The 13,706-nt window shown below is 65.6% G+C and carries 2 protein-coding genes; both read left to right on the forward strand.

Annotated features, from left to right (window positions below; genetic code table 11):
* A partial coding sequence (locus ACFWU2_RS20710; RefSeq protein WP_378610139.1) for an amino acid adenylation domain-containing protein occupies window positions 1–10,740 on the forward strand: 10,740 nt, incomplete at its 5' end.
* 245 nt (window positions 10,741–10,985) lie between these two features.
* The coding region (locus ACFWU2_RS20715) for an amino acid adenylation domain-containing protein (RefSeq protein WP_378610140.1) at window positions 10,986–13,706 on the forward strand (2,721 nt) is incomplete at its 3' end.

A 13,706-nucleotide genomic window follows, 5' to 3' on the forward strand; every position in this document is an offset into this window, starting at 1 on the left:
GTGCGGTGGAACGCCGATGGTGAGTTGGAGTACATCGGTCGTTCCGATTTTCAGGTGAAGTTGCGGGGGTTGCGGATCGAGCTCGGTGAGATCGAATCTGCTCTTCTGGGCTTGGATGGTGTCGGTCAGGCTGTGGTGCTGGTGCGTTCGGATGCGCATGCGGGTGAGCAGTTGGTGGCGTATGTGGTGCCGGCTGCGGGTGCGTCGGTGGATTCTGTGGTGTTGTTGCGTCGGTTGGGTGCGGTGTTGCCGGGTTATATGGTGCCGTCGGCGATGGTGGTGCTCGATGAGTTTCCGCTCAACAGCAGTGGGAAGCTCGATCGTAAGGCGTTGCCTTCCCCTGTCTTCGAGGCTCGCGAGTTCCGGGCGCCGCAGACAACCGTCGAACAGGTTGTGGCGTCGGTGTTTTCCGAGGTGCTCGGTGTCGAGCGTGTCGGGCTCGATGATGATTTCTTCGCTTTGGGTGGTAACTCGCTGATTGCGACCCAGGTGCTGGCGCGTCTGGGTGCGGCGCTCGATACTCGGGTGCCGGTGCGGGTGTTGTTCGAGGCGTCCACCGTCGGGGAACTTGCGGTGCGGGTGTCGGAGGCCGGTGGCGGGCCGGGTGTGGCGCTGTCGGCGCGGGAGCGTCCGGCGAAGATTCCGTTGTCGTTGGCGCAGCAGCGGATGTGGTTCCTCAACCGGTTGGATCCGGGGTCGGCGGCGAACAACATTCCGGTGGCGATCAGGTTGTCGGGATCGTTGGATGTCGATGCGTTGCAGGCGGCGGTGTCGGATGTCGTCGCACGGCACGAGTCGTTGCGGACGGTGTATCCGGAGGTCGACGGAGTCGGATTCCAGAACGTGCTCGGTGCCGACGACGCGGTCGTGGAGGTGCGTGTCGAGGACGTCGCCGCCGACGAGGTCCTGGCACGTGTCACGGAGGTTGTGACTACCGGTTTCGATCTGACGCAGCAGGTTCCGATCCGAGTGCGCCTGCTGCGAATCACGCCGGAGGAGCACATTCTGGTGGTGGTGGTTCATCACATCTCGAGTGACGGGTTCTCGATGGGGCCGTTGACCCGTGATGTGGTCACCGCGTATGCGGCGCGGGCTGCGGGTGCGGTCCCGGAGTGGTCGGCGTTGGAAGTCCAGTATGCGGATTACACGTTGTGGCAGCGTGAGGTCCTCGGCGACGAGTCGGATCCGGAGTCGCTGCTGGCGCGGCAAACCGAGTTCTGGCGCACCACCCTCGCGGATCTGCCGGAGGAGTCGACGTTGCCGGCGGATCGGCCTCGTCCGGTGGTGTCGAGCTACCGGGGTGCGTCGCACGGTTTCACGATCGATCGACGCGTCCGTGCGGGTATCACCGAGGTGGCACGTCTCAGTGGCGCAACGGAATTCATGGTGGTGCATGCCGCTCTTGCGGTGTTGCTGTCTCGGTTGGGCGCACAGTCCGATATTGCGATCGGCACACCGATCGCGGGGCGTGGTGAGGCTGCGCTCGATGATCTGGTGGGCATGTTCGTCAACACGCTCGTATTACGGACGTCGGTCGACGGCGCCGTCCCGTTCGGGGAGCTGCTCGATGCCGTACGTGGGGTCGATCTCGAGGCGTTCGCGCATGCGGATGTGCCGTTCGAGCGGTTGGTGGAGGTGCTCGATCCGGCGCGTTCGCAGGCACGTCATCCGCTGTTCCAGGTGATGCTGGCCTTCCAGAACTTGGCGGCTGCGGAGCTCGAACTGCCCGGGCTGAGTGTCTCGGGTGTCGACTTCGATGCGCAGATCGCGAAGTTCGATGTGCAGTTGACGTTGTCGGAGGGGTACGCCCAGGACGGTTCGCCGGTCGGTTGGAGTGCGGAATTGACGTACGCCACCGATTTGTTCGATGCGGTGACGGTGGAGGGGTTCGCGGATCGGTTCGTGCGGATCCTCGAGTCGGTCGTGGCCGATCCGTCGTGCCGTGTAGGGGATATCGATCTGCTGGGTGCCGACGAGCGCGTTGTGGTGCTCGAGCGGTGGAACGATACGTCGCATCCGGTGCCGGAAGCGACGTTGCTGGACCGGTTCGATATCCAGGTCCTTTCGAATCCCGACGCGATTGCGGTGGTGTTCGAAGACGAGTCGTTGACATACGGCGAGTTCGATGTTCGTGTCAATCAGCTTGCGCGGTATCTGATCTCGCGGGGTGTGGGTCCGGAGACGACGGTGGGGTTGGCGGTTCGCCGGTCGTTGGATCTGCTGGTGGGGATGTATGCGATCGTGCGTGCGGGCGGCGCCTATGTGCCGATCGATCCCGACCATCCGGCCGATCGCATCCGGCATGTGCTCGATACCGCTGACCCGGTGTGTCTGGTGACGACGGCCCGCGATGGGTTCGAGGTGCCGTCCGGGGTAGATGTCGAGACGATGGAGATCGATCGGCTGGATCTGGCGGGGGTCTCTGCCGAGCGGATCGGTGACGAGGAGCGGCGGGACGCGCTCCGCCCGGACAACACGGCCTACGCCATCTTCACGTCCGGTTCGACGGGCAAGCCCAAGGGTGTGGCCGTGACGCACCGCGCGATCGTCAACCAGATCGACTGGATGCTGCACGAGTTCGCGATGACGTCGGAGGATGTGTATTTCCAGAAGACCGCCACGACGTTCGACGTGTCGTTGTGGGGGTTCTTCATGCCGCTGAGTGTGGGTGCGAAGTTGGTACTCGCGACTCCGGACGGACACCGCGATCCGATATATCTGTCGGAGGTCATTGCGCGGGAGAAGGTGACGATCACCGATTTCGTGCCGTCGATGCTGACCGTGTTCGCGGCGCACGCTGCTGCAGAATCGTGCAGCACGTTGCGGGAGATCTTCGTCATCGGTGAAGCGCTGCCGCCGGAGACGGTCGACGGGGTGCGCCGTATCAGTGCGGCGGGGATCGACAATTTGTACGGGCCGACGGAAGCTGCGGTGTCGGCTACGTTCTGGCAGGCGCCGTCGGAGGGATCGGTCGATGTTGTGCCGATCGGTGTGCCGGAATGGAACGTGCAGGTGTACGTGCTGGACGGCCGCCTGCGTCCGGTGCCGGCGGGGGTGCCGGGTGAGTTGTACCTTGCCGGCGTGCAGTTGGCGCGTGGGTATGTGCGCCGGCCGGATCTGACGTCGGATCGTTTCGTGGCGAATCCGTTCGGGCCGGCCGGGGATCGGATGTATCGCACGGGAGATCTGGTCCGGTGGAACGGCGACGGTGAACTCGAGTACATCGGGCGAACCGACTTCCAGGTGAAGTTCCGGGGTCAGCGCATCGAGTTGGGTGAGATCGAGAGTGCCTTGCTGGCGCACGGGTCGGTCAGCCAGGCTGCGGTGGTCGTGTCGTCGTCGGGCATCGGGGATCAACTCGCGGGGTACGTGGTTCCTGTTCCGGGGGGCACGGTGGACCGCGACGAGTTGATCGCCTTCGTGTCGGGGTTGTTGCCGTCGTACATGGTGCCCGGCGCAGTGGTGGTCCTCGACCAGTTCCCGCTCAACACTTCCGGGAAATTGGATCGAAAGGCGTTGCCTGCGCCGGTGTTCGAGACTCGGGAGTTCCGGGCGCCACGGACCCCGGTGGAAGAGATTGTGGCGTCGACGTTCGCCGGCGTGCTGGGCGTCGAGCGGGTCGGGCTCGACGACGATTTCTTTGCAATGGGTGGCAACTCGCTGAACGCCACGCAAGTGGTCGCACGGCTGGGCTCGGCGCTCGACACTCGGGTGCCGGTGCGAGCCCTGTTCGACGCACCGACCGTCGAGGCGTTGGCCGCACACGTCGGGCAACATGCCGGCTCGGGGGGAACGGTGCCTCTCGTCGCTGGGCCGCGTCCGGACCGGGTTCCGTTGTCGCTGGCGCAGCAGCGGATGTGGTTCCTCAACCGGTTCGATCCCGACTCCGCGGCATACAACCTGCCGATCGCGTTGAGACTCAGCGGACGACTGGATCTCGCTGCATTGCAGGCAGCCATCCGCGATGTGCTCGAACGACACGAAATGCTGCGCACCTCCTACCCGCAGTCGGACGACGGTGCCGTTCAGATCGTGTTGCCGGTCTCATCGGCAGCGCCCGATCTGGAGCCCGTCTGGACGGACTGGGATCAGTTGCCCGGCCTCGTTCGTGAGTTGGCGAATACGAGCTTCGACGTCACCGCCGAGGTGCCGATCCGAATTCGCCTGTACGCGGTGGGGGACGACGAGATCATCGTCGCGTTCGTCGTCCATCACATCTCTGCCGACGGTTCTTCGATGGGACCACTGACCCGTGATCTGGTTGCGGCCTATGTGGCGCGTTCCGGCGGATACGAGCCCGGCTGGGAACCGCTTCCGGTGCAGTACGCCGATTACTCGATCTGGCAGCGTGAGGTACTCGGTGACGAGTCGGACCCGGAGTCGTTGGCAGCCAAGCAGATCGCGTTCTGGGCACAGTCCTTGGAGGGCCTTCCCGATCAGCTGGACCTTCCGACCGACCGGCCACGGCCGGCGGAGCAGTCCTTTGCCGGCGACAGGGTCGAGTTCGACATCGACGCGGATTTGCATCGTAAGTTGGTCGATCTCGCACGAGCCCGGAACTCGACGTTGTTCATGGCGGTGCATGCGGCTTTTGCTGTGTTGCTCGCACGTTTGTCGGGCACCGAGGACATCACGGTCGGCACACCGATTGCGGGTAGGGGACGTCGGGAGCTCGACGATCTGATCGGCATGTTCGTCAACACCTTGGTTCTGCGTTCCCATGTGGATGTGAGCGGTTCCTTCGATGCTCTGCTCGAGCAGACACGCGAGCGGGATCTCCAGGCGTTCGCGCACGCCGACGTTCCGTTCGAGCGCATCGTCGAGGTACTCAACCCCGAACGTTCCACCGCACGGCATCCGCTGTTCCAGGTGGGGTTGTCGTTCCAGAACCTGGCGACGACGAGCCTGGAGCTGCCGGGTCTGACGGTGTCGGGGTTGGATGCGCAAGTGCAGACCTCGCAGTTCGACCTGCATCTGGTCGCCGCGGACCGCTACCACGAGGACGGGTCTCCGGCGGGGATCAGCAACGTGCTGACGTTCGCGACGGATCTGTTCGACAGGTCGACAGTGTCCGGGATCGTGGAGCGGTTCGTGCGAGTACTCGAGCAGATCGTCGCCGAGCCGGAGCTTCCGGTGGGAGAGCTCGATATTCTCGGCGTCGAGGAGCGGGACCTGCTCCTGGAGGAGTGGAACCGCACGGGCCACCCGCTTGGTACGCCGGTGACGTTGGTGGACTTGTTCGACACCCAGGTACGCCGCGATCCTGCGGCGACCGCGATCGTTTTCGAGGGCTTGTCGCTGTCCTATCAGGAGTTCGATTCCCGGGTGAACCGGCTCGCCCGTCATTTGATCTCTGTGGGGGTCGGGCCGGAATCGACTGTCGCGCTGGCGATGCGGCGGTCGGTCGAACTGCTGGTGGGTATGTATGCGGTGGCCAAGGCAGGCGGGGCGTACGTGCCGCTGGATCCGGATCAGCCGGCGGAGCGCACGCACTACATTCTGTCGGTTGCGGCTCCCGCGGTGGTCTTGACCACCGCGCGTGACGAGTTCGATGTGCCCGAGGGCGGCGTGGGGTCCGGGATCGTCGTCGTTCGGCTCGATACCGCGGGCCTCGACGGGTACTCGGGCTTGCCGGTCACGGACCTCGATCGGCTTGCGCCGTTGCGGCCGGAGAACACGGCGTATGTCATTTTCACGTCGGGTTCGACCGGGCGGCCGAAGGGTGTGGCGGTGTCCCATGCGGCGATCGTCAACCAAATGCTCTGGATGCTGGCCGAATACGATCTCGGGCCCGGTGATGCTCTGTTGCTCAAGACCGCTGCGACGTTCGACCTGTCGGTGTGGGAGTTCTGGTCGGCGCTCGTATCCGGCGGTCGCGTGGTCGTTGCGGCGCCGGACGGTCACCGCGATCCGGCGTACCTCAACGACCTCGCCGCATCCGAAGGTGTGACGACTCTGCATGTGGTGCCGTCGATGCTCACCGCCTTGATGACGGACACGGACGGTGTCCTGCCGTCTTCCCTGCGCCGGGTGCTCGCCATCGGTGAGGCCCTGCCTGCGTCTACAGCCCAGCGGTTCCTCGCAGCCAATCACGCACGGTTGGATAATCTCTACGGTCCGACCGAGGCTGCGGTGTCGGTCACCGGTCACACCGTCGACGCGGACGATGCGGTGTCCGTGCCGATCGGGTCGCCGCAATGGAATACCCGGTTGTATGTGCTCGATACGCGCTTGCAGCCGGTGCCGATCGGTGTTCCGGGTGAGTTGTATCTTGCGGGTGCGCAGCTTGCTCGTGGATATTTCGCGCGGCCTGACCTTACTGCGGAGCGGTTCGTGGCGTCGCCGTGGGGCGATGGTGAGAGGTTGTACCGCACAGGTGATCTGGTGGCGTGGACGAGAGACGGTGAGCTCGAGTATTTGGGGCGTACCGATTTCCAGGTGAAGGTTCGTGGTTTCCGGATCGAACTCGGTGAGATCGAGTCGGCGCTGCGGCGAATGGATGACATTCGCGATGTGGCTGTGGTCGCTCGTGAGAGCGAGCGTGTGGGTACGCGCGTGGTTGCGTATCTGGTTCCTCGGCCCGATGCCGACCTCGATACCGGGGAGGTTGCAGTCGAACTGGGTCGGAGTGTGCCGGCTTATATGGTGCCGTCGGCTTTTGTGGTGCTCGAGGGGTTGCCCCTCAATATCAACGGCAAGTTGGATCGTAGGGCGTTGCCGGATCCGGTGTTCGAGACGACGGCGTTCCGAGCGCCCGAGTCCGGAATGGAACAGGTCATCGCGGACGTGTTCGCCGAGGTTCTGAATGTCGACAAGATCGGTGCGGACGACGATTTCTTCGCGCTCGGTGGGGACAGCATCGTTTCGATCCAATTGGTGTCGCGGGCAAAGGCCCGAGGTGTGATCTTCACGCCGCGAGACGTGTTCGGTCGTCGTTCGGTTGCGGGACTCGCCGAAGTGGCCACGTGGGCAGAGAACACCCGGCCTGCGTCGCTGGACGAGCTGCCGGGCGGTGGAGTCGGCGAGGTTCCGCTCACGCCGGGTATGCGCGAAGTGCTGAGCCGGCCGGGTGGCTTCGACCACGCCGGACAGATCGTGGCCGTGGAGCTCCCGTCGGATATCGACCGGAATGCACTCGAGCGCACGATCGGCGTCGTGATGGATCACCACGATGCACTGCGTTCAGCCCTCGAAGGTGGCGCCGACGGTGAACCGATGCTGCGCGTGCGCAGCGCAGGCACCGTCGATCCGGCGCAACTGCTCACCAGGGTCGAGGTTCCGGCCGATACCGACGATGCCCGGATCGCCGAGACCGCACGACCGCACCTAGACTCCGCTCTCACTGCCCTCGATCCGTACGCCGGGTCGATGCTGCGTCTCGTCTGGCTCGATTTCGGCCCGGGCGAGCGAAAGGGAATCCTGCTCCTTGTCGCACACCGTCTGGTGGTCGACGACGGTTCGTGGCGCATCATCCTTCACGACCTCGGTCTGGCATGGGAGCAGATCGCCGCGGGACAGGAGCCGCGACTACCCGCCGTCGGCACGTCACTGCGGCGGTGGGCGCACGGCGTTCTCGAGGTCGCACCCGAACACAGGTCCGAGTTGTCCTGGTGGGAGCGCGCATTGGACGGACCGGATCCCGAAATGGGGATGAGACCGTTCGATCCGGCCGTCGATACGACTTCGACGGTGCAACGGCTGGAGGTGTCCGTTCCTGCCGCCGACACCGACGCGCTGCTGACCTCGGTGCCGGCGCTCTTCAATGGCGCGGTCACCGACGGCCTGATGACGGCCCTCGGTTTGGCATTGGTGCGCTGGCGCCGCGATCGTGGTGTGGAGTCGTCGTCCGCGCTGGTCCGGTTCGAGGCCGACGGACGTGCGGACACCGCGGTGGCCGGGGCCGACCTGCAACGAACCGTGGGTTGCTTCACCGCTGCGTATCCGGTGCGAGTCGAACTTGCCGGTGTGGATATCGACGAGGCGTTCGCGGGTGGGCCGGCGATGGCTGCGGCGATGAAGGCGGTCAAGGAGCAGTTGCGGGTCGTTCCTGCCGGCGGGACCGGCTTCGGCGTGTTGCGCCATCTCGATCCAGAGGCACGGGATCGCCTGGCATCGGTGGAGCGGTCGCCGCAGGTGCGTTTCAGCTACCTGGACCGGCGGTCGCGCTCGGATGCAGAGCAGGGCGCGACCGAGTCCGTCTGGACACCGACCGGTGCCCTCGGCGAACTGGAAGTGCATCTGTCCACGGCGATTCCGGCCGACGTCAGCGTCGATGTCGAGGCTGTGATCTCGGACGGCTCCGATGGCACGCGCCTCGATACGACGATCGCGTTCCCAGCCGGGTTGTTCGACCGTGACGATATCGACGAACTGTCGCAGCATTGGCTGGAAGCGCTCGATGCGCTTGCACGGCTCGGGTCTTCGCCCGGTGCCGGTGGGCTGACACCGTCGGATCTCCCTCTCGTCGATCTCGACCAGAGCGACATCGAGATCTGGGAGCAGCGATACCCGTCGCTCACGGACGTGTGGTCGCTGTCGCCGTTGCAATCAGGTTTGCTCTTCCACGCTTCGATGACGGCCGACGAACGCACCGATGTCTATACGATGCAGGCGGTCCTCGATCTCGGCGGCGACGTCGATCCCGATCGTCTGCGACGCGCGGGACAAGCCCTGCTCGACAGACACAGGAATCTGCGGGCCGTGTTCGTCACCGACGAGGCAGGCCGATCGCTGCAACTCGTTCTCGACGAGGTCGAGTTGCCTTGGCGGGTCATCGACGCGAGCGATCTCTCCGGCCGTGCCGGTGAGAGTGGGGTGCCGGCGCTGCTGGCCGAGGAACAGGCTCGGCGTTTCGACATGGAGCGTGCGCCTCTCATTCGGTTCCTCCTCGTGAAGTCGCACGAGGACCGCTATCACCTGGCCGTCACCGCCCACCACATCCTTCTGGACGGCTGGTCGATGCCGTTGCTCATGCAGGACCTCATGGCTCTGTACGTGCTGCGCGGCGACCGTGCGGCCCTGCCACCCACGCGTTCCTACGCGGACTTCCTCGCGTGGCTCGAGCAGCAGGACCATGCCGCGTCGCTGGACAGGTGGGCCGAGGCGATGGGTGGCATCTCGGAACCGACGATTGTCGCTCCGGTCCAGCGGGACGCGGACAACGACACGATGTCGAAGATGTCGGTCCTCGTCGACACCGACCGAACAGCGCGGCTGACCGCGCTCGCCACCGAAAGCGGCGTCACGGTCAACACACTCGTCCAGGCTGCGTGGGGCGTTCTACTGGGCAGGATCACAGGGCGCGCCGACGTCGTGTTCGGTGCGACCGTCTCGGGTCGCCCCGCAGACCTGCCGGGCGTGGAGGCGATGGTGGGCCTGTTCATCAACACACTGCCCGTGCGGGTCCGGATCCACCCGGACGAACCCGTAGTGCAGATGCTGCGCCGCGTGCAATCGGAACAGGCCGACCTGCTGGATCACCACTACGTCGGGCTGTCGGAGATCGAGCAGCGGATCGGGACCCCGATCGGGTTCGATTCGTTGCTGGTGTTCGAGTCGTATCCGATCGACAGGGAGGCGCTGACCGACGCGGCCGGATCCCTCGACGGTATGACGATCACCGACGTGGTGCTGGACGATGCCACGCACTACCCGATCACCCTCATGGCCGTTGCGGATCGACAACTCGAGCTGACGTTCAAGTACCTGGAGAGGTTCTTCGACGAGGCAGGGATGGGACGGATCTCGGAACAGCTCGTGCGTGTACTGGATTCGTTCGTGTCCGAGCCGGAAGGAGTGGTCGGCGACATCGACCTGGTCGATGCGGACGAACGTGCACGTCTTGTCGCCGAGTCCGGGCCGTCCGCAGGCGCCGTCGACACCGGAGCGCGGACACTCGCCACGGTCCTGGCGGAGGTGGTCGAAGAGGACCCGTCGGCGCCCGCTCTGGCGGTGCCGGCAGATCCGTCGGTCGGAGGCCAGGGCACCGAGATCCCGTATCGGGAACTCGACGCGCGCTCGTCGCGTCTCGCCAGGCTCCTCATCGGCCGGGGGGTCGGCACCGGCGACGTGGTCGCGGTGGCGATCTCCCGATCGGTGGAGTCGGTGGTCGCTCAATGGGCGGTCGTCAAGACCGGCGCTGCCCTCGCCATGATCGAACCCGGCAGGGAGATGCCGGATCTGCCGCAGGGGCCTGTGGTGACCCTCACGGTCACCGGCGTTTCCTCGCCCGGTGGTGAACGGATCGTCGTCGACGATCCGGATGTACGCGACGAACTGGCCGCACTGCCGTCGGATCCGGTGACATACAGCGACAGAGTACGGCCGGTCGACGCGACCGACCTTGCAGTCGTCACAGCGTCGAAGACATTCACCAATGCGGAACTGATCAACCGTATCGGGTCGCTACGCGAGAAGTACGGACTGACGTACGAGTCCAGAAGCGCTGCTGTGGGCACTGCCGACATCGAGGTCGTGGCACTCGAACCCCTCGTCGTCACCGCGACAGGTGCTGTGGTCGTGGTCGTACCCGCGGACGCCATATCGGGTCCTGGCCTCGACGGAGTGCTGTACAACGAGTGGGTGACGCACGTCCACCTGCCGGGCGCGTCGCTGGGCACGTTGGAACCGGGGACACTCGAGGATCTCGCAGCCGTCGTCGTGCTCGACGACGTATCCGGGGTACCGCTGGAGGAGTGGGGTGCCGCGCACCGCGTGTACCAGCTTCCCGACCTGGGCTGATTCCGGTGGGGCCGATTTGCCGTCGGCCCCACCGGTGGCCCGGATCCGGCACCGCCGGAGGCACCGCGGGTAACGTCGGGGCCTGCTCCGGGGATGGACCGGGAAGATTACTTTCGATTAGCGTCGCCCGTTTCGAGGCGGCGAAGTGCTTGTTCGATTACGGGCGCGACCACTGGATTATCTGAAGCGAAGGGTGTGGGCTTTCCATGTCACGACACGACGGCAGTTCGAACGAGGCCACTCCGGTGAACGCATCTCGATCGGCACGTCCGGAGTCCCGCGACGCGGCAAGCGCCCGTACCGGTGCACGTAGCCAGCGACCCGAACGGGCACCACGTGCCGAACGTGCTCCGCGACCGGCGCGAGGAAACCGCGCGCACGGTCGGCGCGGTGTGCTGTTGCCGCAGTTGCTGGTGTCGGCGGTGGAGTCGCGTGGTGACGCGGTGGCGGTGGTCGCAGCCGAGGGATCGTTGTCGTATCGCGAGCTGGACGAGGTGTCGTCGCGGTGGGCGCGGTGGCTGATCGATCGGGGTGTCGGACCGGGCGACGCGGTGGTGGTTGCGGTGCCGCGTTCGCTGCTGTCGGTCGTGGTGTTGTGGGCGGTGGCGAAGTCGGGGGCGACTTTCGTGCCCGTGGATCCGGGTTATCCGGCTGAGCGCGTGCAGTTCATGGTGTCCGACTCCGGCGCGGTGTTGTGTCTGTCGGTGGGGTCGTCGGTGCCGACGGTGTCGTCGGTGGCGGGGTCGGTGCCTGTGATTGCCGTCGACGATGTATCGGTGGTCGCGCAGGTGGAGGCGCTGTCGTCGCGGCCGGTGTCGTATGCGGATCGGGTGCGCTCGCTGGAGGCGTCGGATGCGGCGTGGATGATCTACACGTCGGGTTCGACGGGGCGGCCGAAGGGCGTGGTGGTATCGCATTCGGGTGTCGGTGGAGTGATTTCGGCTGAGCGTGAGCATTTCGGGGTGGAGTCGTCGTCTCGGGTGTTGCATGTGTGTTCGCCGAGTTTCGATGTGTCGTTGCTCGAGCTGGGTGTGGCTTTCTCGGCGGGTGCGACGGTGGTGGTGGCGCCGGCAGGTGTCGGCGGTGGCGCCGAGCTGGCGGATGTGATTGTGACGCAGTCGGTGTCGCATGTGTTGATGACGCCGGGCGCGTTGGGGTCGATGAATCCGGCCGGTATGGATTCGTTGCGTGTGGTGGTGGTTGCGGGTGAGTCGTTCGCGCCGGAGTTGGTGCGGCGGTGGGCGGTCGAGGGTCGCCGGTTCTTCAATGCGTACGGACCGACGGAGACGACGATCCTGGCGAGCTCGGGGGAGTTGGTGCCGGGTGCGCCGGTGACGATCGGGTCGGCGATCGCGGGGGTGGGCTGTTTCGTGCTCGATGAGCGTCTGCGGCCGGTTCCCGAGGGCGTGGTGGGGGAGTTGTACGTGGCGGGGGCGCAGGTGGCGCGGGGTTATCACGGTCGGTTCGGGCTGACCGCGGCGCGGTTCGTCGCGGATCCGTTCGGTGCGGGTGGGCGGATGTACAGGACCGGAGATCTGGTACGTCGTGGTGCCGACGGCGTGTTGGAGTATGTGGGACGCAGCGATTTCCAGGTGAAGATCCGGGGATTCCGGGTCGAGCTGGGGGAGATCGACGCGGTGCTGTCGTCGCTGCCCGGCGTGGGGTTTGCGGTGACGGTGGGGACATCGTTGCCATCGGGTGAGTCGGCGTTGGTGTCGTATGTGGTGCCGGAGCCGGCGGCGGTGCTCGAGGGGGATCGGGTGCGTGCGGCTGCGGCCGAGGTGTTGCCGGGGTTCATGGTGCCCACGATGGTGGCGGTGCTCGATTCGGTGCCGTTGACGGCAGTGGGGAAGGTGGATCGAGCAGCGTTGCCGGAGCCGGTGTTCGAAGTGCGGGAGTATCGCGCGCCTCGGACGCCGGTGGAGGAGTTGGTGGCGTCGGAGGTGGCGCAGGTGCTGGGTCTCGAGCGGGTCGGGCTGGATGACTCGTTTGTGGATCTGGGCGGCAATTCCTTGGCGGCGACGCGCTTGGTGGCGAGGCTGTCGGCGCGGGTGGGCCATCGGGTCGCGGTGCCGGTGGTGTTCGAGACGTCGTCCGTGGAGGAGTTGGCGGCGCGGGTGTCGGAGGCCGGTGGCGGACCGGGTGTGGTGCTGTCGGCGCGGGAGCGTCCGGCGCAGGTGCCGTTGTCGTTGGCGCAGCAGCGGATGTGGTTCCTCAACCGGTTGGATCCAGAATCTGCGGTGAACAATATTCCGGTGGCGATCAGGTTGTCGGGATCGTTGGATGTCGATGCGTTGCAGGCGGCCGTGTCGGATGTGGTGGCGCGGCACGAGTCGTTGCGGACGGTGTATCCGGAGGTCGACGGGGTCGGATTCCAAGAGATCCTGCCCGCATCGGACTCGATCGTCGAGGTACGTCCGGAAACTGTCGCGGCCGACGACGTCCTGGCACGTGTCACGGAGATCGTGACTACCGGTTTCGATGTGACGCAGCAGGTTCCGATCAGGGTGCGGTTGTTGCGGGTCGCGCCGGAAGAGCACATTCTGGTGGTGGTGGTTCATCACATCTCCGGTGATGGGTTCTCGATGGGCCCGTTGACCCGTGATGTGGTCACCGCGTATGCGGCGCGGGCTGCTGGCGCAGTCCCGGAGTGGTCGGCTTTGGAAGTCCAGTACGCCGACTACACGTTGTGGCAGCGTGAGGTCCTCGGCGACGAGTCCGACCCCGAGTCGTTGCTCGCGCGGCAAACCGAGTTCTGGCGCACCACCCTCGCGGATCTGCCGGAGGAGTCGACGTTGCCGGGGGATCGGCCTCGCCCGGCGGCCTCGAGTTACCGGGGCGCCTCACATGGTTTCGTGATCGATCGACGCGTCCGTGCGGGTATCACCGAGGTGGCACGACGCAGTGGCGCAACGGAATTCATGGTGGTGCATGCCGCTCTTGCGGTGTTGCTGTCGCGGTTGGGT

The sequence above is a fragment of the Rhodococcus sp. NPDC058639 genome (assembly GCF_042717545.1).
GTDB lineage: Bacteria > Actinomycetota > Actinomycetes > Mycobacteriales > Mycobacteriaceae > Rhodococcus.